This window comes from Ruegeria sp. BE9 (genome assembly GCF_056538765.1).
Genome location: NZ_JBQFTS010000001.1, coordinates 1,182,787 through 1,203,436, shown reverse-complemented (window position 1 = coordinate 1,203,436; position 20,650 = coordinate 1,182,787). Strand labels below are relative to the sequence as shown.

The following is a 20,650-nucleotide window of genomic DNA, read 5'->3' as shown; positions in this document are numbered from 1 at the left end:
CGTGGCTGAACAAGACAAACACGGCGTTCTGCCGACCCCGACCTTCGACAAGCCGGTGAAACTGCTGCTGGTTGTGGCTCCGTTCTACCGCGCCGTCGCCGACAACATGGTCGCCGGCGCCAAGGCCGAGATCGAAGCCGCTGGTGGGACCTGCGACGTGGTCGAAGTGCCCGGCGCGCTGGAAATCCCAACTGCCATCGCTATGGCAGACCGCCAGTGTAACTACGACGGCTATGTTGCGCTGGGCTGCGTCATTCGCGGTGAGACTACGCACTATGAAACCGTCTGCAACGACTCGAGCCGTGCCATCCAGCTGATGGGTTTGCAGGGGCTTCTCATTGGCAACGGCATCCTGACGGTCGAGAATGACGATCAGGCCGAAGTCCGCGCAAACCCCGAAAAGATGAATAAAGGCGGCGGAGCAGCCGCTGCGGCCTTGCATCTGATCGCACTCAGCCGTAAGTGGGGCGCTTCGAAAAAGGGCGTTGGCTTTAAGCCACCGTCCGAGTCCATCCTTGTGGCGGGCGATAGCAACGGACCCACGACAGCATGACCCAGACAGACGCGCCAAAACCGGCCAACCAGAAACGCCTGATGAAATCCGCAGCGCGGCTGTATGCCGTGCAGGCGCTGTTCCAGATGGAGCAGTCGGGCCAGACGACCGAGCAGGTTGTGAACGAGTTTCTGGATCACCGTTTTGGCGCTGTCTATGAAGGTGAGGAAATGCTGGACGGCGATATCCGTCTGTTCCGTAAGCTGGTTGAAGACGCCGTGAACTACCAGGCGCCGATTGACCAGATGACTGACCGCGCTTTGGTCGCCAAATGGCCCATCGCGCGCATTGACCCGACTCTGCGCGCGGCTTTCCGTGCGGCGGGGGCTGAATTAACCCAAAGCGATACTCCGCCCAAAGTGGTAATCACCGAATTCGTTGATGTAGCCCGCGCCTTCTTTCCTGAAGGAAAAGAGCCGAAATTCGTTAACGCAGTACTGGATCACATGGCGCGTGAGGCCCAGCCCGAGGCGTTCTGACGCCTTTACCCCGAACTGATATGCGCTAAGCTGAATATCAGAGCGTAAGGAGGTTCACCATGCCCAAACTGATCCGTTTGTACATCACTCAAGTCGTTTGGGGATTTGTTATCTCGGCGGTGTTTGTTGGCGTGCTATTGGCACTTAATGTCGCCAACCTGCGCAGTTTGATTGCCGGGTCTGATATCGGCCTTATCGCGTTGCTCATGATCTGGTTTATGAATGGAATTGTCTTTGCTGGCGTTCAATTTGCCTATGCCATCATGAGCATGGCAGAGAAGCCCGGCGGACCGCGCCGCGGGACGCCCGTGGCTGTGAACTTCGAACCTGTACCGGTCAAAGCTGAAAACAACTGAGAACAGGCTCCACTCCGAAAAAGTTCAAGTTCGCTTGGGGTTTTGATGTGATCATTGCGCTAAACTTTCAATCCGCTTGTATCTCTGCAGATGTTGCCGTCTGATGCAGGTTGAACACTTCAACTGGCATCGAAAGAGTTCTGTCTGTGAATACCGACACCTATGAAGAGGTCATTGCGTCCCGTGCTTTTCGGGAGGATCTCGCTAGCCTTAATAATGCGATTGCGGACGGGTTGAGACAGGCAGGAGAGCCTGTCGCGATCAACGGGAATGTTTGTTACAGCCATATGAAGCAAGATTTTCATATGGGTGATCTTGAGCCGGGCATGGAGCCCAAAAGGCGTGGATTGCACATGTTGGCTAAGAACAGCTCGTGTTTTGCAGAGGTCGGTGTGGCAGGAGGGCATGCAGCCTTGGTCGCATTACACTCCAACCCCTCTCTTTCGTATATCGGTATTGATCTGGCACAACGCCTCAGGCCCTCTTGGCCGCCGGTGAATATTTATGTCCCAATTGTTTATGATTGGTTGGAAAACCGGTTTCCGGGCCGAGTTAAACTATACCAGGCGGATGCTGTAGATGGCCTACGCCAGGCTTCGATAGAGCGGCCATTTGGCCCAATTGATTTAATGCATCTGGACGCCATGAAGAAAACCAGAGCTGCAGAGGTTGACGCCGTGTGGCCCGCGTTGGCTGGACGGTGTTACCTCATGCAGGGCGACAACAAGAATGGTCACGTCCGTGCCAGTTCCGAGGAAATGGTGAACGAGGGCAAAGCTCGTCGGATTACTACTTCGAGGTTTCAGAGTGTCCAAAGCGCCAATTATGAAGTGCTGGCGATCGGCCCCGATGTTGTTTCCGGTGAGATTAGCTTGCAAAGCCTTGAAGATGAAAGGATTTTGCTTTGCGTGTGCCATCAGGACGACGAAACGCTTTTCTGTGGCTCGACGCTCGCGCATTTGAAGGACAAGGCCGATGTCACGGTAGCCAGCTTTTTCCGGCCGGCGCCGAACCGCCGCGATACAAACACGCGCGAGGCCGCAATGCAGCGTGTCTGTGATGCGGTTGGAGCCCGCAGGGTTCAGTTTCCCTTTGCTGTGGAAAGTGACCATCGTAGGCTGCAACGTTTTATCAAAATGCCGCCTAAGAACAGTGGGGGGGCTCCCGAGTTATTGCGCCCCTTGGCCAAGCACCCCTTGTATGAGTTGTTGAGCGGGTCTGCTTTTGCCCTCATGCGGCAGTACCGGCCGACAATCGTGATTACCCACAATCGCGTCGGAGAGTATGGCCATATAGAACACGTTCTATTGCATCATGCGGTAGCAAGGGCAGCGCGGAGGTACCAAGATGCTCAGGTTATGAATTTCGGTATCGGGCTACCTGAGGCCGACCTCGTAGTACCGTCCTGGCCGGAAAAGAAGAACCTGCTTTACGACGAATATATGCCTCAGTGGAAGGGCCGAAAACTCTATGATTTCGCGCTTTCGGACGAGGCGTTTGTCAGGCAGCCGATTTTAAGCGGCTAGTGTGATGATGTGGCGGGACCACCAGTCAACCGTGCGGTGTGATTCCCGAGGACCTGTATGTACAGGTGGGCGCCAGGTAATCAGGCCAGGACCTGAACAGAGCCAGCCCCCTCGGAATTGCTTAAGGCCACCAGAATGCTACCTATCACAAGAAGGGCAGAACCCGCCACGCGACTAAGTAGGGCGTGCAGCGGGTTTGCACAAGGGGTCAGGCGTCAACTGTTTCGTGCAAAGCAGAACGCATCTGGCCAAAGTGCTCGTCCCAGCCTTTGTCCAGCGCCAGGATAAGGCCAAAGGCGTCAGCGCCTTGAGGTAATCCTTCGTGCTGTAGTTCAAGCCGTGTTCCACCTGAAACGGGTTCCAGCGTCCATTTTACAAGGCTGACAGCGTCACCCATTGGTTTGACGGTGAACGTATATTCAAGATACTTCGGAGGGCGCGCGACGCGTACATCTCCCCAAATTAGTAAGTCACCGCTGGTTGTTCCAAACATCTCAAGCTTTTGACCTTCGGTCAGTGGGCGTTCGGGCTTATGGAACCATTCGGCCAGCCGCTCGGGTTGGGTTAGGTAGGCCCAAACCGTCTCGGGATCAGCTTTCAAAAAGATCGTTTTTCTCAAAACAGCTTCGGTCATTGTTCCTTCCTTTCAATAACTTCCTTCAGGTTGTTCAGGCGAACATCCCAGAACTTGTCGAAATAGGTGAGCCAATCCAGAACAGGGGCCAGGCCCTTGGGCTCAAGTCGGTTTATGCGTTCGCGGCCGCGTGCTTCTACAGTGATAAGCCCGCCATCCGACAACACCGTCAGATGCTTTTTGACAGCCGCACGAGTCATGTCGAAACGATCAGTAAGTTGGGCAATCGTCATTTCATTTGCTGCCAGTATCTGAATGATTTCCCTACGAGTTGGGTCGGCAAGCGCACGAAAGGCGTTTTGAGTTTGTGTCTGCATCCTTCACACCATAAGAGATACCATTTGGTATCATCTTATAGGAAACCAAATGGTATCATGTCAATATCCTTGGTGATCTTGCAATTTGTTCACCAATTGTTCACACTTGGGGTATGACGTTGGTTCTACAGCCTGGACAGAGACTCGCGCGTGGTGTTTCCCGACACCTGACAGCACATGGTTTTGTTTCTATTGAGGAGTTTGTGCCGGCGCGCGGTTTGCGTGTTGATGTGTTGGGGTTGGGGCCAAAGGGTGAGTTGTGGGTGATCGAGTGTAAATCGAGCCGAGCAGATTATCAGTCGGATTCCAAGTGGCAGGGTTATATGGAATGGTGTGATCGCTTTTTTTGGGCGGTCGATACTGACTTTCCAACCGATCTATTGCCGCAAGAAACCGGTTTGATAATTGCTGACGCTTATGATGCTGAGATCGTGCGCATGGCACCCGAGGATAAGGTCGCGCCAGCACGGCGGAAGAAACTCATCCAGAAGTTTGCGACGGACGCGGCCCGTCGATTGCAGGCCTTGCGAGACCCTCGAATCTAAGAAATTAGCTCTTAACGAGACGAGCAGCCTGAGCAGCAGCACGGATCTCGTCTGCAATTTCCTCTGCTTCTTCAGGTTCGAAGTCCATTGGAATTTCGACGCCATCTGCCTCGATGAACAGCCGAACCATGCCGTGATCGGTCGGTCCGATTTGTAGGTTCGCCTGAATGTCGCGTTCGGTATTGATGCCCATTTTCGCCTCCGAGACTGAGCGTTCCTGCTAGCGCGCAAAGGGTTGAGAATCAAGCCGCCTTTGCGTTCAGATAGACTATGGCCGACATTCAGATCAGATCTTTTTGTGCCGCAGATGTGCTTTGGCTGGTTGAGCAGCATGACAAACTGTACTCCCGCGATGAGGGGTTTGATGCGTCCTTTGGCGCTTTGGTGCAGAGTATTTTGAATGACTTTGTTACCGACCACGACCAAACGCGCGAGAGGGGGTGGATTGCCGAAAGAGCAGGGCAAAGGTTAGGCAGCATTTTTTGTGTTTCGCTGGATGATTGCACCGCAAAATTACGCCTGTTCCTGTTGGTTCCAGAAGCACGGGGGCAGGGGCTGGGGAAGCGAATGCTGGACACGTGCATGGGCTTTGCGCGCCACGCTGGATACGAAGAAATGCGGCTTTGGACCCATGAAAGCCACCGCGCAGCTTGTGCTCTGTACCGGGCCAATGGTTGGGAGTTGCTAGATAGCGAACCAGTGAATTCCTTTGGTGTCGATCTTGTCGAACAAAGCTGGAAAATTCGGCTTTAATCCTCTTGCATTCCTTTGGCGCGTTCGGTAAATCGCCCCTCACGAGTGCCGCCTTAGCTCAGTTGGTTAGAGCGCTGGATTGTGGATCCAGAGGTCCCCTGTTCAAGCCAGGGAGGCGGTACCATTACCCCCTAAATCGCTTGGGTGTTCAGAAAAAAGGCCTGACAGGCCGTCCTGCTACTTTGTGTGTGCGTGTTTTGGGGAAATCGGTTTTCTAAGGCGAACAACTAAACGTAACTCACCCATTCTTTTCAAACCTACTCCGCGGTAAACAACGGTTCTAGGTCAAGCCCACGCGACGCGAATAAAGCAATAAGGCGTTGACGTTGCTGGGTATTCAGCAGTCCAATCGCCTTTCTATGAATGCCGAAAGTCGGCGACGGGTTTGTTTCCGCTTGGGTAATAGTTTGGTCGATAAATGCCGGAGAGTACTCTTTCCAGATACCCAGATGCCGGCTAGGGAATTCACCAAAGTACCGATCAACATTTCCTTCGTTGCGGATGCACGAAGCAAACAACAACATGAATTCGGTTGGGCGTTGTTTTGACGCAAACAATGCCTGAACTGATCCGTGAGACTCTGCGACCTCATCCAATACGCGCAAAACCAACTGTCGATTTACGGGGTAGGGCGTTTCGTATCCTGTCGTGGCTTCGATGTCATCGGCAGTCTTGTCCAGTCCCATAACCTTGAGGCTTTCATTCAACCAGCCGCGGTGGAAATCGGCCTTGGGAGGGTGGAACGTGGACAGGCCCCGGTCTTGATCATCGAAGAACTCGGCAGGTTCAAAGTCTCGCAGGAAGATATTTTTTCCATCAAGAATAAGCATACGATCGCATTTCGCGATCCGAGCTGACGCCAGTTTGAGGGCCTGCTGCATTCGATAGCCGTTCCCGCCGCGCCAGCCCCCGGCAGAGACAAAGGGAAGGCGGTGGCGGTTATCTACATACAACCATTCATGCAGGCTTCGACGGTGTTTTCGTGGAACGTTCAACAGAACCTCATCCCCGCCTACAATTCGAACCTTGGATGCGTGCGGGCCATATTCCGAGCGCAAGTCCTCAAGCGCGCTGCGTATCTGTTCTTCGTTCACGTCGTTGATGATCAGGTTGATATCAGAAAGAATCTCTGGGCGAACCAAGAGCGCCAAGGAGCGCGCTTGATACCGAAGCAGATCCATGTCGCCGGAAAAAACAATAGTGACGAGGCTGATCATGAGTGCTCTTTCCTAAACAGTATTTTTTGCACCCATCGAGGTGCTGTCGTAGTCAGGGCGCCCTCAATAGATTTGCCATCAGCGCGCCAGGTTCAAGCGGAACCTCATTTTTGCTTTTTGTGCCGTTGGTAGGTGCCGATTAAGGCGCCGGTTCACCAAGCCAAAAAGTCCAACAATAATCAGAGTCAGCATGATGAAGTAGAACGCCAGAATCGGATATGGGATGAATGGGTTGAACGTCTTATCTGCGAAATAGGTGGCGTAATACAGCGCATCCCCTCTCTGTTGCCATGCAGGGAAGGCAGAGAAGAAGACCAGCGTAGTGGACTGAAAGACAAAGATCGCCTCGTTGGTGTAGGCGGGCCAGGCCAGCCGCAGCATTGTGGGCCAGATGATCCGGCGGAAACGCGACCAACCAGACATACCATAGGCATCAGCGGCCTCGATATCGCCCTTGGGGATCGAACGTAGCGCGCCGTAAAAGATTTCACCCGAGTAAGCAGCGGTGTTGAAGAAGAGGACAATCAATGCCCCCAGCCACGCTGAGGTGAAGGCGTCGAACATCGGGTAGGTTTTCTTCAGTGACAGGAACAAGAAGTAGGCAAAGAAGAACTGGATGAATAGCGGAGAGCCCCGGAACAGAAAGATGAACCACTCCGAGGGTTTGCGGAACCACTTGTTGCTGGACGCTTTGCCAACAGCGACAGCCGTGGCCAGGAAAAACCCAGTCACCATCGCCATGATCCCGAAATAGATGTTCCAGATCATCCCCGAACCGATCAGGGTGAAGTGCTCGCACAGTGTAAAATCGGTCTTTGGAAGTAGCCGTTCACCGATACCGATCGAGCGCAGGCCGTAATCCTGGATGGTTTGCAAGCAGCTCATGCGGTGGTCTCCTTGCGCAGCAGCTCTCCGCCGGATGTGGCCTGACCGTGGGACAGGCGGCGCATCAGTCTCTCAAGACCGATCTCGGATACGCGGGTCATAGCAAGGTAGAAAATCAGAAGCACGAGGAAGTACCACATACGCCAGTCACCATGCGGATAGTCGGTGAAACGTGAGGTCTTGGTGCCGCCCAATTCGCGCGCCCAATAGACGATGTCTTCGATACCCAGAAGGAACAGAAGCGGCGTGGCTTTGATAAGTACCATCCAAAGGTTAGACAGACCGGGCAGGGCGTAAACCCACATTTGTGGCACGAGGATGCGCCAGAAGGTCTGGCGGCGCGTCATGCCATAGGCCTCGGCGGTTTCAAGCTGTGCATGCGGAACAGCGCGCATACCGCCAAACAGAACGTTTGCAGCAAATGCGCCAAAAACGATCGAGAACGTGATGATTGCCAGAAAGAACCCATAGGTCTCATGCACCCATTCCGGTGCTGTCCCCAATGGCATCTTAGCGGCCTGACAAACGAGGAAGTCGTTGCCCTGACGGATTGGATCGGTCCACTCCGGGCACAGCGCTTTATGGCGCAACCACTCGAAAGCCTGATCCAGGGCAATGACGAAAAACATGAAGAATGCGATATCGGGTACGCCACGCACGATGGCGATATACCCTTTGCCCAGCCAGCTGATCGGCAGGATGTGTGACCGCGCAGCCATCGCTCCGGCGAACCCGAAACTCAGAGCGACCGGGGCGGTCACTGCCAAAAGTCCGAGAACCTTAAGGAACGACAAATAGAACGACAAATGCACGCCGGTGGTCAGGTAGCACGAGAACCAGCGAATTGTGCCGAGCGTGTCGGGATCAGCGCAGTAGGAAAACATAAATGGGCCTTTGCGGGCGGGCAAGCGAACCGGTCAGGCCGGATCGAAAACAGGCCTGCATTCAATTGGAATGCAGGCCTGCAGTTTGGGATTAGTTATAGACGGCGGCGTCTTCGCCGAACCATTTCTTGATCATCGCGTTCAGGCTGCCATCTGCTTTCATCGAGTCGATGGCGGCGTCGAACTTGCCACGCAGTTCGGTGTCGGACTCACGCAGGCCCATGCCAACACCGTCACCCAGAGGGATGTCTTCACCAACGATCAAAAGTTCTCCGCCCGATTCTTCGACGATCGGCATCAGGTAATCCTTGTCCGCGAATACCGCGTCAGCTTCACCGTTACGAACAGCTGCAATGGTTTCTTCCGGTGTTGCGAATTCAACCAGGGTTGCGCCGCTGTTGGCAACGTAAGAAGCCTGAGTTGTACCTGTCTGAGTGGCGATCACGCCACCTTCCAGATCAACACCGTCAGATGTAGCAACAAACGACGAAGCGGTCGGCGGCAGGTAGTTTTGGGTGAAGTCGATGACTTCGTCACGCTCATCAGTGATCGACATACCAGCAATGATAGTGTCGTAGTTGCCCGAGGTCAGGTTCGGGATAATCGAATCCCAGTCATTTTTGACCCACTCGCACTCCAGTTCGGCGCGCTTGCACAGCTCATCGCCCAGTTCGCGCTCGAACCCATCGACTTCACCCGCATCGTTGATGAAGTTGTACGGAGGGTAGGCGCCTTCGGTGCCCATGCGGACTGTGTCGGCCATAGCGATACCGGCGGTCAACGCCAGCGCCGCGGTGGTCAAAATCAGATTCTTCATTGGTTACTCCCCAGTTAGGTACTGTTTTGATTTTATGCCGCCTTGGTGGCGGAGAGAAAACCCTGAAGCCGTGCAGACTCAGGGGTAGTGAAAATATCCTCGGGCAGACCTTCTTCTTCGATCAGGCCTTGATGGAGGAATACAACGTGGCTTGAGATATCAGCCGCCATTTTCATGTCGTGGGTCACGATGATCATGGTGCGACCTTCGGCGGCAAGATCCTTGATCACCTTGATTACCTCTTGCTCCAACTCAGGGTCCAAGGCTGATGTCGGTTCATCAAAGAGCAAGGCTTCGGGCTCCATGCACAATCCACGGGCAATTGCCGCGCGTTGTTGCTGACCTCCGGACAGTTGTGCGGGATAGACATCGCATTTGTCACCAATGCCGACCTTTTCCAGGTACTTGCGGGCACTGTCCTCAACTTCCGCTTTGTCGCGGCCCAAAACTGTGACAGGCGCCTCCATCACATTTTGCAGGATGGTCATATGAGCCCACAGATTAAACTGCTGGAAGACCATTGAAAGGTTGGTGCGAATGCGCAGAACTTGTTTTGGGTCTGCCGGGCGTCGATTGTGGCCACTGCCGTTCCAGCTCACGGGTTCGCCCTTGAACAGGATTTCGCCCTGTTGGCTATCTTCCAAAAGGTTGCAGCATCGCAGGAGGGTGGATTTGCCCGAGCCGGACGATCCGATCAGGGATACGACATCCCCGCGTCTCGCTGTAATATCGACCCCTTTCAGCACTTCAAGATTGCCGAAACTTTTGTGGAGGTTTTTGATTTCGATGACCGGAGTGGAATCTGTCACGGGTGGTCCAGGTGTTATTGGTGTTAGTGCGGTAATAGGGCTTAAATTTGGGTTCAATGCAATGCGCAAATCGTAAGGTTTGGGCCAGATACGTCCAAATTGACCGGACGTTTGCTACAAAACGATCAGAGAGTAATCAGTTGAGACGCGCCCGGCGGCGGATTGGGGACTGCAAGATAGCTCTCTGCCGGGATGTTAACGAGCCCGCGAAGATGCAGAAATTTCCGGTCATCGGCCGAAAGATCGTCAATCGCATCGCGGACGGCCTGGGCAATTTCTGGTGCGTCTTGCCCGATTGCGGTGATGTAGGGCAACGCCGGGGTAGGAGTGGTCACGTCGACCTCACGTAGTTCGACGCCCAGATTTGAATGTGTTTTCAGAAGTTCCCAAGTTAGGGCATCCAAGGAGGCGTAATCGGCACGTTTCTCAACGACCGCTTGGGCCGACAAAGCGTGGCCACCAGTTTCAACAACTCTTTCGGGCAGGCGGCTATGCCGAGACAAGTGGACCATGGGAGCAGCCCAACCGGACTGAGACAAAGCTTCGTTATAGGCGAAGCTCCCGTTCGCGAGACTATGCAGGTCGCGGGTATCATCATTGCGAGCGACAAAAACCGATCGGTAATACCCCGAAGGACATCCGGTCAGACCATAATCTGGCGTACCAACCAATTGAACTTTGCTGTGCAAACGGGTGCGATAGGGCATTCCGCAGGTTTGGGCGAAGACAAGATCCGGACTTTGCCACATCTCCCAGACATCGCGCTCCCGGGACAAGCGTTCAGGACCATAGCTCAAGTGTTTGCGAATCAAGCTCCAGAACCGGTCATTGGCCGATTGCAGCGCGGGCATGTCATACATGCCCAGCATCGCGATCACGATTTGGCGGCCTTTTGACGGGCCAGAGCTGAATCAACGTCACTGACACCCAAAAGGCTTACCACGAGGCGCAACAGCGAATCCTCTTCGCCGGTGCGATGACCGTCGGCAAGGGCGACCGACCACATGGCTTGAACGACGGCCAGACGGTCGTCATAGGCGACGGCTTCCTTAATCGCTCGGGTGAAGCGCACAGTATCGGGGGCTTCTGCCTCCAGATCTTCGGCGCGGGCACGCAGGGCAGCGGCTTCGAAAGGTGACAAGCCATAACGCTCGGCCGAAATTCGGTCGATTCGGGCCATCTCGCTATCGGCATAGTCGTTGTCGGATCGGGCGATGCGCACAAGGAGCGACGTCAAAGCAAGACGGGCGTCGTCATCGGCAAGCGGGTCGGGGGCGGGCTGGGTCAGCCGGGACAGGAAATCACTGAACATGTTGGTAGATATAGATGCGGTCTAACGCTCTTCCAAGCTTCTTTGCACGCGCTCACGGGCGGTTTGACTGTCATTGAAGCTCAGGCCCATTGCTATGCGCGCTTCTTCGACGATCTTCATCTCGCCTTCGTCAGAGTTTCCATCGGCAAGAACGACCTCCCACAAAGCATCCAGTGCGGCTAGGCGTTCGTTAAGGTCAGTGGTTTCCCGGATGAGCTTACCGAACGTGTCGGTTTCCGGGGCGGCTGCATGCAGTTTTTCACAAGTTGCACGAACTTTTGCGGCTTCAATCGCATTGTGCTGATAGAGCCGCGCAAGGATACGGTCGATGAGGCTGATTTCCTCAAGTTTGTAATCCCGATCGGCCTGCGCCACACGCACCATCAGCGCGCCGAGTGCCAATTCGGCGTCCGGGTCGGGCAGGTGGTCATGCTGCGGCGGGCGAAAAGCCTGTAAAAACTTCTTCAACATACCGTGAGGATATTCCATATTTTGTAGTCCGCCAAGCGCGGACTACACGTCATAGGCTCAAATATCCTCACCCGCATAAAGTCCGGCAAGAACACGCTGAGGGCGAATTGCTAAGTCGTCTATCAGCCAACCTCGAACGCCTGTTTCGCTTGTTGCTCCAACCAGCCTAACATCTGGCGATATGGAACAGGGCCATAGCTGATCCTCGCAACACCTAATGAGGCCAGAGTGGCAGTGTCCGGAGTGCCGGGTAGGGCAATGATGTTAAGCGGCAAATCGGTCGATTCGCACAACCGGGCAATCAGCGCTTTATCCTTCAGTCCGGGTGCAAAGAACCCACTGGCCCCAGCGTCAGCATAGGCTTTGGCCCGAGCGATCGCTTCGTCCAGCATCGCATCATCATGGGTTTCTGGCTTGGCTTTCAGAAAGATATCGGTGCGAGCGTTAATAAATGCCGGAATTCCAGCTGTATCACAGCCTTCACGCATAGCGCGGACGCGCGCTTCCTGCGTTTCGATATCGTACAGATCACTGGTGCCGACGATCTGATCCTCAAAATTAAAGCCCACGACTCCGGTCTCCAACGCCTGTTGAACGTTGGCGGCGACACCCAGAACATCCGGGGCGTATGCGCCTTCGAAATCGAGCGTTACAGGAAGGTCAACGGTCGCGACGATTCGACGGGCATTATCCAATGCGGCATCCATGGGGATGTTTTGACCGTCACCGAACCCTTGAGCCATTGCAACAGGAGCACTGCCCGTGGCGATAGCTTTGGCGCCTGCATCGCGCACCGCGCCAGCACTGCCAGCATCCCAGATGTTGTAGAGAATGACCGGTTCACCCTTTTTGTGCAGGGCTGCGAACTCTTCCGCTTGAGTGATCTGGTTGGTCATGGCGGTCTCCTGTCACTGATTTTCGACAGTTAACCGTGGAAACGGCAGACGCGTATAGGTTTTTTTGCGTCTGCCGTCACAATGGGGTGATTGGTCTGCTATCAGACCAAACGCGAGCTGTCCTTTGCGGCGCGCACAAAATCGCGGAACAGCGGGTGTGGGGCAAAAGGTTTGGACTTGAGCTCGGGGTGGTATTGTACACCAATGAACCAAGGGTGGTCCGACCATTCTACGATTTCCGGTAGTCGCCCATCCGGAGACATGCCTGAAAAGTTCAGGCCGGCCTTTTCCAGCTTTTCCCGGTACTTGATGTCCACCTCATAACGGTGACGGTGGCGTTCTTCGATTTGGGTCGCGCCGTAGACTTCGGCCACTTTTGAACCTTCGGCCAGCACGGCATTGTAGGCACCCAGGCGCATAGTACCGCCCTTGTCGTCGCCAACTTTGCGTTCCACCTTATGGTTACCCTGCACCCATTCCTTGAGGTGATACACGACTGGCTCGAAACGCCGTTTCCCGGCTTCGTGATCGAACTCTTCCGACCCAGCTTCGGTGATCCCGGCTGCGTTACGTGCAGCTTCGATCACTGCCATCTGCATGCCCAGGCAGATACCAAGGTAGGGGACCTTATGCTCACGCGCATATTGGGCCGCCTTGATTTTACCCTCGGTGCCACGTTCGCCGAATCCACCAGGAACCAAGATAGCGTGGAAACCCTCCAGGTAAGGCGCGGCGTCTTCGTTATCGAAGACTTCGGCATCGACCCACTCGATCTTGACCTTGACCCGGTTGGCCATGCCGCCGTGCGTTAGCGCCTCGGCAATCGACTTATAGGCATCTTCGAGCTGGGTGTATTTACCAACAATGGCGACCTTAACTTCTCCTTCGGCGTGATGGATGCGGTCGCTGACGTCTTCCCACTTGGCCAGATCTGGTTTGGGAGCAGGGCTGATCTGGAACGCGTCGAGAACCGCTTGGTCCAGGCCTTCACGGTGATAGGCCAGCGGAGCGTCATAAATGGTGCTCAGATCCTGCGCCGCGATAACGCTGTCGGGGCGGACATTACAGAACAGGGCCAGCTTCTCACGTTCCTTGGTGGGGATCGGACCTTCTGAACGGCAGACCAGAATGTCGGGAGCCAGACCAATCGAGCGCAGCTCTTTAACCGAGTGCTGGGTGGGCTTGGTTTTCAACTCGCCCGAGGCTTTGATGTAGGGCAGCAGCGTCAGGTGCATGAAGATACACTGACCGCGCGGCTTATCCTGGCTGAACTGACGGATCGCCTCAAAGAAGGGCAGGCCTTCGATGTCACCCACAGTGCCGCCGATCTCACACAGCATGAAATCGACCTCATCCTCACCAATCGAGATGAAATCCTTGATCTCGTTGGTGACGTGGGGGATCACCTGAATGGTTTTGCCGAGGTAGTCGCCGCGACGCTCTTTCTCGAGCACGTTAGAGTAAATTCGGCCTGAGCTGACCGAGTCGGTCTTGCGGGCTGCCACACCGGTGAAACGTTCGTAGTGGCCAAGGTCCAAATCGGTCTCGGCGCCGTCGTCAGTTACGAACACTTCGCCATGTTCAAAGGGCGACATCGTGCCAGGGTCAACGTTCAGGTAGGGGTCTAGCTTGCGCAAGCGAACCGAGTATCCCCGGGCCTGCAACAGCGCGCCAAGAGCCGCCGAAGCCAGTCCTTTACCCAAGGACGAAACAACACCACCAGTGATGAAAATAAAACGCGCCATGTTTTCGGCTGCTCCCGTGAGACGTCAATACCAACTGCCCGGCGGTTCAAAAAACCGCTGCATCACGGGACTTCACATATAAAGGATTCGCGCGCATAGCGCAAGAGAACCGCAAGATGCTGTTGCAGCTCTCTTTTAGATTTCTAAGTGTAGTGGATCAGTCTGCTTGCGGAATCAGCGGCGCGTTGTCGCCCTGAGTCGGAGGCAGAAGGTCATTCGCAGAGGGAACCGCAGGTGTGGCTTCCTCGGTCGCCGCCGGTGCCGGAACACCTAAACGATCGATAACCGAGCTACCCGAGGATTTCTGAGCGGCCAGAATGGTCAGCGTGATTGAGGTCACGATAAAGCAAGCCGCAAGGATCCAAGTGACCTTGCCCAACGCGGTTGCTGCCGCGCGGCCGGTCATGGCACCGCCACCGCCGCCACCCATGCCGAGGCCACCGCCTTCGGACCGCTGCATAAGGACAACGGCGATCAGGCCCAGAGCCAAGAGAAGATGGATGATGAGAACGACGTTTTCCATGGTGGTCCTGTACAGCGTGGCGTGTATCGCGTGGTACTTATGCAAGTTTGCCAGCGGGGGCAAGGGAGGAGTTGCCATCACCCATCGTGATGCGTGTTATCACAGCAAAGAGACTGGACAGACGTGTTGATCTTAACGCAGGCTCCGGCGCATGCCTCACGATAATCACGACCACCCGCACGCCCTGTTACCACCCGAACCAGCGTTACGAGTCAAAGCGCTTGAGACGATTCTAACCCGGAAAGGACTGATCGATCCGGAGGCGTTGGATGAGATCATTGACACCTATCAGAACAAGATTGGTCCCAAGAATGGAGCGCGTGTCGTAGCCAAGGCGTGGAGCGATCCGGCGTTCAAACAGGCGTTGCTTGAGGATGCGACGCCTGTTGTAGCTGAGCTTGGCTACTACGGTCGGCAGGGTGAGCATATGGTTGTCGTCGAGAACACCCCGGAGCAGCACAATATGGTCGTTTGCACCCTGTGCAGTTGCTATCCTTGGCCTTTGTTGGGAATTCCACCGGGTTGGTACAAATCTGACGCCTATCGTGCACGCGCAGTGCGTGAACCGCGTAAGGTTTTGTCTGAATTCGGCGTCGAACTTCCGCGTGAGACTGCTGTGCGCGTTTGGGATTCTACGGCCGAAATCCGCTATCTGGTTTTGCCAATTCGGCCAAAGGGGACCGAAGACCTTAGCGAGGACGACCTAGCGGCTCTTGTGACGCGCGACAGCATGATCGGAACAGGCTTGGCAAAGGTGCCCTCATGACCCGCGTTCACGATATGGGCGGGCGTTTTGGGGACGACGCCATTCAGCCCGAAGCCGAGGACGCTCCGGTATTCGCAGAGGATTGGCACGCGCGCGCTTTGGCGGTGACATTGGCCACCGGGTTTTTAGGTCAATGGAACATCGACACTTCGCGCCACGCCCGCGAGAGGTTGTCGCCGAAAGACTACGCTCGGTTTTCCTATTATGAAAAGTGGATATCGGGTCTGGCAGATCTTTTGGTTGAAAAAGGTGTTCTGACCAAAGAGGACCTTACTGGCGTTGATGCAGATATGGTGCATCCATTGTCTGCTCGAGTTCTAAAGGCTGATGCAGTCTCTGGGGCTCTTGCAAAGGGGGGGCCTGCCGACCGGCCGTCAAGCGTACCGGTTCGCTTCGAAGTTGGCCAAGAAGTTCGCACTCTGCGTCCAGCGCATAACCGTTTGGTGGACGGGGGGCATACGAGGTTACCGTTGTACGCCGCTGGCGCAAAAGGACGAATACTTCAGTTACACGGTACGCATGTCCTGCCGGATTCCAGCGCGCATGGCTTGGGTGAGGCGCCCGAACCTCTATATGCTGTCGTGTTCCCTGCATCAGAGCTTTGGGCAGAACCGGAACACCCCAAGGATGAGGTGGTTTTGGATTTGTGGCAAAGCTATTTGGAGCCGCTATGACCACGTGCATCTCTCACTCCGCACCAGAACCCGTCTTTGCCGAACCTTGGCACGCTCAGGTTTTCGCGGTCACCGTTGCCTTGAACGAAGCAGGGCGATTCGATTGGTCGGAATGGGCAGCGCGGTTTTCAGAAACTCTCAAACGCCACGGCTTGAGTCGCGAGCTTGACGGTGGAGACGACTACTTTCACGCTTGGCTAGAAACCTTGGAACAGCTTTTGGATGAGAACGGCGCAGCTGCGCTGGGTGAAGTTGAAAGAACCCAAGAGGCATGGGAACAAGCCTATTTGACCACGCCCCATGGTGAACCTGTGCGTTTAAGCCAATCCTAGCAAGGTGCTGATTGCCCTTGCGAAGGCTTTCGGTCGGATTACCGCAGGCATCAAATCCACCCAAAAACGCTCATCGGAACTGCATTCAGCAAGGTTGTTTATCTGCGGCGAATTACCGGTTCCCCTAGCGCTTTGTCCCGGCTATACGAGCGAGGTTTGATAACTCAGCGCAAAAGGACCGGATATGGCCAATGTGGTTGTTGTCGGCGCCCAGTGGGGTGACGAAGGAAAAGGCAAGATTGTCGACTGGCTTAGCGAGCGGGCGGACGTCATCGCGCGTTTCCAAGGCGGGCATAACGCCGGTCACACGCTGGTCATCGATGGTGAGGTCTACAAATTGAACGCACTGCCTTCGGGCGTTGTGCGTGGCGGCAAGCTCAGCGTCATTGGAAACGGCGTTGTGCTGGACCCATGGCATCTGGTGAATGAAATCGCGTCGATCCGTAAACAGGGCGTTGAGATCACGCCTGAAACGCTGATGATCGCGGAAAATACCCCTCTGATCCTGCCGATCCACGGTGAGTTGGACCGCGCGCGCGAAGAAGCTGCGAGCAAAGGCACTAAAATCGGAACTACTGGTCGCGGTATCGGCCCGGCTTACGAGGACAAAGTCGGCCGTCGCTCGGTTCGTGTTGCTGATCTGGCTGATGAGGCGACCCTTGAAGCGCGTGTCGATCGCGCGTTGCAGCACCACGATCCGCTCCGCAAAGGTCTGGGCATCGAGCCTGTCGATCGGGATGCCTTGGTTGCACAGCTTAAAGAAATCGCTGTCGAGCTTCTGCCGTATGCCGCTCCGGTTTGGAAAGTGCTGAACGAAAAGCGCAAGGCTGGCAAACGTATTCTGTTCGAAGGTGCGCAGGGTGCACTGCTGGACATCGATTTCGGCACCTATCCGTTTGTTACCTCATCGAACGTGATCGCAGGTCAGGCCGCCACTGGTGTCGGCATCGGGCCCGGTTCGATCGATTTCGTTCTTGGGATCGTCAAGGCCTACACCACTCGTGTGGGTGAGGGGCCTTTCCCAACCGAGCTTGACGACGACGATGGTCTGCGCTTGGGGACACGTGGGCACGAATTCGGAACCGTAACTGGCCGTAAGCGTCGTTGTGGCTGGTTCGATGCCTGCCTGGTGCGCCAGACTTGTGCGACCAGCGGCGTAAACGGAATTTCTCTGACCAAGCTTGACGTTTTGGATGGTTTCGAGACGTTGAAGATCTGCGTTGGCTACGAACTGGATGGTGAACGCCTGGATTACCTGCCGACAGCAGCCGATCAACAGGCGCGCTGCAAGCCGATCTACGAAGAGATGCCGGGGTGGAGCGAATCCACTGAGGGCGCGCGTAGCTGGGCGGACTTGCCTGCAAATGCGATTAAATACGTGCGCCGCGTAGAAGAATTGATCGAGTGCCCTGTCGCACTTCTTTCCACAAGCCCGGAGCGGGACGATACCATTCTGGTGACCGACCCGTTTGCCGACTGATGGCAGAGCAAGAGAAAACTGGCCTCAGCTACAAAGCGCGCCGCCGCTGGTCGCTGGTGCTGCTGTTGGTTGGCTTGCCAGTTTACATTGTAGCGGTGGTTACAATCGTGAACTGGCTTGATCGCCCACCTATCTGGCTGGAATTGCTGGTTTATATCGCCCTTGGTATCGTTTGGGCCCTGCCGTTCAAATTCGTCTTTAAAGGCGTCGGCAAAGAAGACCCAGACCATCCTTCTGAATAAAGAACTACCCAGTCGCCACTTAATTTGCGGCGATTGGGTGAGGTCAACCTGTACGTTGGTCCGGAGAGGGCCAACTCAGGATCGCGCGGGCGATGGCATGGTACTCTCCTGATATTTCTTCGGCCACGCTGAACGGGGTAGGCCACGGCGCAGTTAACGTGGCTTCGATCTGACCGGTCACAATATTCAATTCGGCGTCGTGCTTGGCCGCGAGACGCCTCATCTTTTGGTTAGTTGCCAGACAAAGCATGTGCACTTCGCGTATGCCTCGGTTTCGCGCCGCAGTGATAATGCGAGAGAGAAGGGCGTCTCCGATACCACGGTCCTGCCATGCGGCTTCAACGGTAAAGGCGGCTTCTGCAACTTGGTTGTGACCGTCAGGAAATAGACGGAGTTCTCCAACGCCGCGCAGGCAGAAATCCGGGAAAGCTCCAAATACCAGCGCGCCGTCGTCAAACAGACCGGAAAGATACGTCTGAATAAACGCCGCAGGGACCGGTGCTCCGAACCTAGATGTCAGAGCTTCGTCGTCCAGGCTATTGAAATGACTTATGACTTTCGGCTTGTCGTAAATTCTGAGACGCCGAACTGCCAATTCATACATGGTATGACCTCTGTTCGTGCGGAAGATGAATTTGAACCAGTTTGATGGCATCAATCTACCACGTTTCTGCGTTGCAGCATAGGAAATCAGGGTAGCGCGCCTAGGAAATGCAAGTTTCAGAGAGTTTGCGCAAAAGAAATGGGCCGAAGAAACTCTCCGACCCACTATTTGTCATGTACAGGTTTCAGTGATTAGCCAGCGGCACGTTCGTCGTCTGGACGGAACCCGATCTGAGTTGAAGCTGCGAAACGGCCACCACCTGCTTTCTCGATTTTCCCGTCGCGCAGCAACTGTCCAAACATGCGCAGGCTTTCTTCTCGGTTGAAGTCGTCCTGCTTGAGCGAGCGGATTTTGTTCATCAGTTGGGGACGCGAAAACTGTTCTTGACCTTCGATGAAGGAAAGATAAGCAGCGGCCGCTTCCAGCAAATCGGGCAAGGACTGTGCGCCTTGCTCTTGCGCGAACAGGGCGAAGCCGCCTTCTTCGGGTGTTTCTTCTTCTTCAACGTCCGCCGTGACACGGCGGGGGGTTACCGGTCCGGTCTCTTCGTCTTGGTTGTCGATCCGCTGCTCAGCAATCAGCTTCAAGGGCGCAGATGCATCGCTTGCAGGGCGCGCGCTAGTCACTTGAACCTCAGGGCGGCGGGGGCTGACCACCGAGGTCAAATCGCTGCGGTATCCTTCGTCGCCTTTGCCGGCAGCTGTGGCATCGCTGCGCTCGGCTTCGGTTGCAGCAACTGCAGCGCGCAGGCGCGAATAGGTTTCACGCTTGTTGCTGGTGTCCGGGTCGTTCAGTTGCTCTCCGGCCTTGTCCATCAGACGCGATACGTCGTGGTCCAGAGTGCCAGATGTCTTAGGTGCGCGTTCTGCCAGAATGTTTTCCACTTCGGAAATCTCGTCCAGCAGGTCGATCTCGTCTTCCTCAGTCAGGATACCGGTCTGAATTTCCTCTTCAGCGGGTTGAAACTCGGCATCATCATTCTCTTCGATTTCCTCGCTGAGAATATTCGTTGTTTCTTCAACTTCGGGCTCGTTCTCTTCGATATCCGAAAACAGAACGTCAGAGGTCTCGGCCTCTTCTTCTGCCAATAGATCAGAAACAAGCGCTGCGCCTTCCGCGGCACTTTGGGCATCGTCGCCGTCCGCGACTTCGTCCTCTGCATATGTTTCGGCAGTTGGCAGATCATGATGCGGAGCGGCGCCCTGTTCCTCTGCGACTTCAGTAGGCGCCTCGGAGACGGCTGGGCTGTCCAGATCTTCCGGTTCCAATGACCCGGCCGCGAATGCGGCTGCGACTGCGTCCGAGGGGCCCGCTGCGCTTTTCATAAGCGTAGTTTCTTCGTCTTCCGTGTAGATGACCGAGTTTTCCTCGGAATGCGAAACGACGGCCCGAATGCGCTGCAGTTTGGCGGCGATGCTATCTGCTGCGGGGGCAGGGGTTTCTTCGACGGGTTCGGCCTCGGCAAAGAAAGTCTGTGGCGGCTGCGAGGGGGAAGGTGCAGCGGTAGGGGTGCTTATGATGTTCAGATCCGGTGCAGTGGGGGCGGACTGCAACGGGGTGGTGGGTTCTTCGGTTGCCCGCAAGACTAGTCCTGCTTCGCTATGGCTTGCTTCGATTTTTCTGGATGCGTCACGACGAGCGATACGAGCCAGCATTTCAGAGTCTGGCTGCGGAGGTTCTGACCCAAAATAACGATCGTCGGCCGCGAGATCCCGAAAGTACTCTGCAATTGCTTTCATTGTCTCGAAGGAATCGTCGAACCCTTCTAAAGTGCACGAGAAGGTTCCATAGGATACGGTCAAAACCTTGTTATTCTGTACCATCAGACGC

At 55.3% G+C, this 20,650-nt stretch carries 27 protein-coding genes and 1 tRNA gene; 12 read left to right on the top strand and 16 right to left on the bottom strand.

Annotated features, from left to right (window positions below):
• Nucleotide 1 precedes the first annotated feature (1 nt).
• From ACR0EO_RS05850 to ACR0EO_RS05835, 4 genes are all read left to right on the top strand, one after another.
• A complete protein-coding gene (locus tag ACR0EO_RS05850) occupies nucleotides 2-553 on the top strand; it encodes a 6,7-dimethyl-8-ribityllumazine synthase (protein WP_170324486.1) in 552 nt (183 codons plus the stop codon).
• Nucleotides 550-1,032: a transcription antitermination factor NusB gene (nusB, locus tag ACR0EO_RS05845; protein ID WP_171121002.1), complete on the top strand. Its 483-nt coding sequence runs from the start codon at nucleotides 550-552 to the stop codon at nucleotides 1,030-1,032. The genes ACR0EO_RS05850 and nusB overlap by 4 nt, the downstream gene beginning before the upstream one ends.
• 59 nt (nucleotides 1,033-1,091) lie before the next feature.
• Nucleotides 1,092-1,388 carry a hypothetical protein gene (locus tag ACR0EO_RS05840; RefSeq protein ID WP_480687901.1) on the top strand — a complete coding sequence of 99 codons (297 nt, stop codon included), beginning with the start codon at nucleotides 1,092-1,094 and terminating at the stop codon, nucleotides 1,386-1,388.
• 146 nt (nucleotides 1,389-1,534) lie between these two features.
• Nucleotides 1,535-2,914, top strand: a complete 1,380-nt coding sequence (locus ACR0EO_RS05835) for a PIG-L deacetylase family protein (protein WP_480687899.1) — start codon at nucleotides 1,535-1,537, stop codon at nucleotides 2,912-2,914.
• 208 nt (nucleotides 2,915-3,122) lie between these two features.
• Here the strand turns inward: ACR0EO_RS05835 and ACR0EO_RS05830 are convergent, their stop codons facing one another.
• Nucleotides 3,123-3,548 carry an SRPBCC family protein gene (locus ACR0EO_RS05830; protein WP_480687897.1) on the bottom strand — a complete coding sequence of 142 codons (426 nt, stop codon included), beginning with the start codon at nucleotides 3,546-3,548 and terminating at the stop codon, nucleotides 3,123-3,125.
• Complete coding sequence (locus ACR0EO_RS05825) at nucleotides 3,545-3,865, bottom strand: ArsR/SmtB family transcription factor (RefSeq protein ID WP_480687895.1); 321 nt, start codon at nucleotides 3,863-3,865, stop codon at nucleotides 3,545-3,547. The genes ACR0EO_RS05830 and ACR0EO_RS05825 overlap by 4 nt, the downstream gene beginning before the upstream one ends.
• 113 nt (nucleotides 3,866-3,978) lie before the next feature.
• Between ACR0EO_RS05825 and ACR0EO_RS05820 the strand changes: the two genes are divergently transcribed.
• Complete coding sequence (locus ACR0EO_RS05820; RefSeq protein WP_480687893.1) at nucleotides 3,979-4,410, top strand: MmcB family DNA repair protein; 432 nt, start codon at nucleotides 3,979-3,981, stop codon at nucleotides 4,408-4,410.
• 4 nt (nucleotides 4,411-4,414) lie between these two features.
• Here the strand turns inward: ACR0EO_RS05820 and ACR0EO_RS05815 are convergent, their stop codons facing one another.
• The gene (locus ACR0EO_RS05815; RefSeq protein ID WP_480687891.1) at nucleotides 4,415-4,603 is read right to left on the bottom strand and encodes a DUF6324 family protein; all 189 of its coding nucleotides are present in this window, start codon (nucleotides 4,601-4,603) and stop codon (nucleotides 4,415-4,417) included.
• Nucleotides 4,604-4,680: 77 nt separating this feature from the next.
• Between ACR0EO_RS05815 and ACR0EO_RS05810 the strand changes: the two genes are divergently transcribed.
• The gene (locus ACR0EO_RS05810) at nucleotides 4,681-5,163 is read left to right on the top strand and encodes a GNAT family N-acetyltransferase (RefSeq protein WP_480687889.1); all 483 of its coding nucleotides are present in this window, start codon (nucleotides 4,681-4,683) and stop codon (nucleotides 5,161-5,163) included.
• A 47-nt stretch (nucleotides 5,164-5,210) separates the two neighbouring features.
• Nucleotides 5,211-5,287: transfer RNA gene (locus tag ACR0EO_RS05805), tRNA-His, on the top strand.
• 133 nt (nucleotides 5,288-5,420) lie between these two features.
• On the opposite strand, the gene ACR0EO_RS05800 is transcribed toward ACR0EO_RS05805, so the two are convergent.
• From ACR0EO_RS05800 to secG, 11 genes are all read right to left on the bottom strand, one after another.
• Entirely contained in the window at nucleotides 5,421-6,380 is a 960-nt protein-coding gene (locus ACR0EO_RS05800; protein WP_480687887.1) for a DUF6492 family protein, read from the bottom strand.
• Nucleotides 6,381-6,458: 78 nt separating this feature from the next.
• Nucleotides 6,459-7,265, bottom strand: a complete 807-nt coding sequence (locus ACR0EO_RS05795; protein ID WP_480687885.1) for an ABC transporter permease — start codon at nucleotides 7,263-7,265, stop codon at nucleotides 6,459-6,461.
• A complete protein-coding gene (locus tag ACR0EO_RS05790; RefSeq protein ID WP_480687883.1) occupies nucleotides 7,262-8,149 on the bottom strand; it encodes an ABC transporter permease in 888 nt (295 codons plus the stop codon). Before ACR0EO_RS05790 ends, ACR0EO_RS05795 begins: the two co-directional genes overlap by 4 nt.
• 91 nt (nucleotides 8,150-8,240) lie before the next feature.
• Complete coding sequence (locus ACR0EO_RS05785) at nucleotides 8,241-8,966, bottom strand: transporter substrate-binding domain-containing protein (RefSeq protein ID WP_480687881.1); 726 nt, start codon at nucleotides 8,964-8,966, stop codon at nucleotides 8,241-8,243.
• A 32-nt stretch (nucleotides 8,967-8,998) separates the two neighbouring features.
• Nucleotides 8,999-9,775 carry an ABC transporter ATP-binding protein gene (locus ACR0EO_RS05780; protein ID WP_480687879.1) on the bottom strand — a complete coding sequence of 259 codons (777 nt, stop codon included), beginning with the start codon at nucleotides 9,773-9,775 and terminating at the stop codon, nucleotides 8,999-9,001.
• 125 nt (nucleotides 9,776-9,900) lie between these two features.
• Entirely contained in the window at nucleotides 9,901-10,653 is a 753-nt protein-coding gene (locus tag ACR0EO_RS05775) for a phosphate/phosphite/phosphonate ABC transporter substrate-binding protein (RefSeq protein WP_480687877.1), read from the bottom strand.
• Nucleotides 10,650-11,087, bottom strand: a complete 438-nt coding sequence (locus ACR0EO_RS05770) for a tellurite resistance TerB family protein (protein ID WP_480687875.1) — start codon at nucleotides 11,085-11,087, stop codon at nucleotides 10,650-10,652. Before ACR0EO_RS05770 ends, ACR0EO_RS05775 begins: the two co-directional genes overlap by 4 nt.
• Nucleotides 11,088-11,108: 21 nt before the next feature.
• Nucleotides 11,109-11,558: a tellurite resistance TerB family protein gene (locus ACR0EO_RS05765; RefSeq protein ID WP_480688245.1), complete on the bottom strand. Its 450-nt coding sequence runs from the start codon at nucleotides 11,556-11,558 to the stop codon at nucleotides 11,109-11,111.
• A gap of 122 nt (nucleotides 11,559-11,680) precedes the next feature.
• Nucleotides 11,681-12,454, bottom strand: a complete 774-nt coding sequence (locus ACR0EO_RS05760) for an isocitrate lyase/PEP mutase family protein (RefSeq protein WP_480687873.1) — start codon at nucleotides 12,452-12,454, stop codon at nucleotides 11,681-11,683.
• A 101-nt stretch (nucleotides 12,455-12,555) separates the two neighbouring features.
• The gene (locus ACR0EO_RS05755; protein ID WP_480687871.1) at nucleotides 12,556-14,199 is read right to left on the bottom strand and encodes a CTP synthase; all 1,644 of its coding nucleotides are present in this window, start codon (nucleotides 14,197-14,199) and stop codon (nucleotides 12,556-12,558) included.
• 157 nt (nucleotides 14,200-14,356) lie between these two features.
• Nucleotides 14,357-14,722: a preprotein translocase subunit SecG gene (secG, locus tag ACR0EO_RS05750; RefSeq protein WP_480688243.1), complete on the bottom strand. Its 366-nt coding sequence runs from the start codon at nucleotides 14,720-14,722 to the stop codon at nucleotides 14,357-14,359.
• Between the two features lie 151 nt (nucleotides 14,723-14,873).
• Between secG and nthA the strand changes: the two genes are divergently transcribed.
• The 5 genes from nthA to ACR0EO_RS05725 all read left to right on the top strand — a co-directional run bounded on the left by nthA (nucleotide 14,874) and on the right by ACR0EO_RS05725 (nucleotide 18,216).
• Nucleotides 14,874-15,488 (top strand): nitrile hydratase subunit alpha, encoded by a 615-nt coding sequence (nthA, locus tag ACR0EO_RS05745; RefSeq protein ID WP_480687869.1) that lies wholly within the window; start codon nucleotides 14,874-14,876, stop codon nucleotides 15,486-15,488.
• Nucleotides 15,485-16,162, top strand: a complete 678-nt coding sequence (gene nthB, locus ACR0EO_RS05740; protein WP_480687867.1) for a nitrile hydratase subunit beta — start codon at nucleotides 15,485-15,487, stop codon at nucleotides 16,160-16,162. The genes nthA and nthB overlap by 4 nt, the downstream gene beginning before the upstream one ends.
• Nucleotides 16,159-16,494: a nitrile hydratase accessory protein gene (locus ACR0EO_RS05735; protein WP_480687865.1), complete on the top strand. Its 336-nt coding sequence runs from the start codon at nucleotides 16,159-16,161 to the stop codon at nucleotides 16,492-16,494. The genes nthB and ACR0EO_RS05735 overlap by 4 nt, the downstream gene beginning before the upstream one ends.
• Nucleotides 16,495-16,678: 184 nt before the next feature.
• The gene (locus tag ACR0EO_RS05730; RefSeq protein ID WP_480687863.1) at nucleotides 16,679-17,974 is read left to right on the top strand and encodes an adenylosuccinate synthase; all 1,296 of its coding nucleotides are present in this window, start codon (nucleotides 16,679-16,681) and stop codon (nucleotides 17,972-17,974) included.
• Nucleotides 17,974-18,216 carry a DUF2842 domain-containing protein gene (locus tag ACR0EO_RS05725; protein ID WP_480687861.1) on the top strand — a complete coding sequence of 81 codons (243 nt, stop codon included), beginning with the start codon at nucleotides 17,974-17,976 and terminating at the stop codon, nucleotides 18,214-18,216. Before ACR0EO_RS05730 ends, ACR0EO_RS05725 begins: the two co-directional genes overlap by 1 nt.
• Before the next feature lie 43 nt (nucleotides 18,217-18,259).
• Here ACR0EO_RS05725 and ACR0EO_RS05720 read toward each other — a convergent pair whose 3' ends face one another.
• Together ACR0EO_RS05720 and ACR0EO_RS05715 are read right to left on the bottom strand one after the other, a co-directional pair.
• A complete protein-coding gene (locus ACR0EO_RS05720) occupies nucleotides 18,260-18,820 on the bottom strand; it encodes an N-acetyltransferase family protein (protein WP_480687859.1) in 561 nt (186 codons plus the stop codon).
• 191 nt (nucleotides 18,821-19,011) lie between these two features.
• Nucleotides 19,012-20,643, bottom strand: coding sequence for a hypothetical protein (locus ACR0EO_RS05715; protein WP_480687857.1), 1,632 nt, complete (start codon nucleotides 20,641-20,643; stop codon nucleotides 19,012-19,014).
• Between the last annotated feature and the right edge of the window lie 7 nt (nucleotides 20,644-20,650).

Bases quoted from the DNA above. Each gene is read 5' to 3' on its own strand.
- ACR0EO_RS05815 (WP_480687891.1), bottom strand. From the start codon at position 4,603: ATGGGCATCAATACCGAACGCGACATTCAGGCGAACCTACAAATCGGA.
- ACR0EO_RS05735 (WP_480687865.1), top strand. From the start codon at position 16,159: ATGACCACGTGCATCTCTCACTCCGCACCAGAACCCGTCTTTGCCGAA.
- ACR0EO_RS05825 (WP_480687895.1), bottom strand. From the start codon at position 3,865: ATGCAGACACAAACTCAAAACGCCTTTCGTGCGCTTGCCGACCCAACT.
- ACR0EO_RS05830 (WP_480687897.1), bottom strand. From the start codon at position 3,548: ATGACCGAAGCTGTTTTGAGAAAAACGATCTTTTTGAAAGCTGATCCC.
- ACR0EO_RS05800 (WP_480687887.1), bottom strand. From the start codon at position 6,380: ATGATCAGCCTCGTCACTATTGTTTTTTCCGGCGACATGGATCTGCTT.
- nthA (WP_480687869.1), top strand. From the start codon at position 14,874: ATGCCTCACGATAATCACGACCACCCGCACGCCCTGTTACCACCCGAA.
- ACR0EO_RS05820 (WP_480687893.1), top strand. From the start codon at position 3,979: ATGACGTTGGTTCTACAGCCTGGACAGAGACTCGCGCGTGGTGTTTCC.
- ACR0EO_RS05795 (WP_480687885.1), bottom strand. From the start codon at position 7,265: ATGAGCTGCTTGCAAACCATCCAGGATTACGGCCTGCGCTCGATCGGT.
- ACR0EO_RS05785 (WP_480687881.1), bottom strand. From the start codon at position 8,966: ATGAAGAATCTGATTTTGACCACCGCGGCGCTGGCGTTGACCGCCGGT.
- ACR0EO_RS05810 (WP_480687889.1), top strand. From the start codon at position 4,681: ATGGCCGACATTCAGATCAGATCTTTTTGTGCCGCAGATGTGCTTTGG.
- ACR0EO_RS05770 (WP_480687875.1), bottom strand. From the start codon at position 11,087: ATGTTCAGTGATTTCCTGTCCCGGCTGACCCAGCCCGCCCCCGACCCG.
- ACR0EO_RS05715 (WP_480687857.1), bottom strand. From the start codon at position 20,643: ATGGTACAGAATAACAAGGTTTTGACCGTATCCTATGGAACCTTCTCG.
- nusB (WP_171121002.1), top strand. From the start codon at position 550: ATGACCCAGACAGACGCGCCAAAACCGGCCAACCAGAAACGCCTGATG.
- ACR0EO_RS05730 (WP_480687863.1), top strand. From the start codon at position 16,679: ATGGCCAATGTGGTTGTTGTCGGCGCCCAGTGGGGTGACGAAGGAAAA.
- secG (WP_480688243.1), bottom strand. From the start codon at position 14,722: ATGGAAAACGTCGTTCTCATCATCCATCTTCTCTTGGCTCTGGGCCTG.
- ACR0EO_RS05720 (WP_480687859.1), bottom strand. From the start codon at position 18,820: ATGTATGAATTGGCAGTTCGGCGTCTCAGAATTTACGACAAGCCGAAA.
- ACR0EO_RS05790 (WP_480687883.1), bottom strand. From the start codon at position 8,149: ATGTTTTCCTACTGCGCTGATCCCGACACGCTCGGCACAATTCGCTGG.
- ACR0EO_RS05760 (WP_480687873.1), bottom strand. From the start codon at position 12,454: ATGACCAACCAGATCACTCAAGCGGAAGAGTTCGCAGCCCTGCACAAA.
- nthB (WP_480687867.1), top strand. From the start codon at position 15,485: ATGACCCGCGTTCACGATATGGGCGGGCGTTTTGGGGACGACGCCATT.
- ACR0EO_RS05725 (WP_480687861.1), top strand. From the start codon at position 17,974: ATGGCAGAGCAAGAGAAAACTGGCCTCAGCTACAAAGCGCGCCGCCGC.
- ACR0EO_RS05755 (WP_480687871.1), bottom strand. From the start codon at position 14,199: ATGGCGCGTTTTATTTTCATCACTGGTGGTGTTGTTTCGTCCTTGGGT.
- ACR0EO_RS05765 (WP_480688245.1), bottom strand. From the start codon at position 11,558: ATGTTGAAGAAGTTTTTACAGGCTTTTCGCCCGCCGCAGCATGACCAC.
- ACR0EO_RS05840 (WP_480687901.1), top strand. From the start codon at position 1,092: ATGCCCAAACTGATCCGTTTGTACATCACTCAAGTCGTTTGGGGATTT.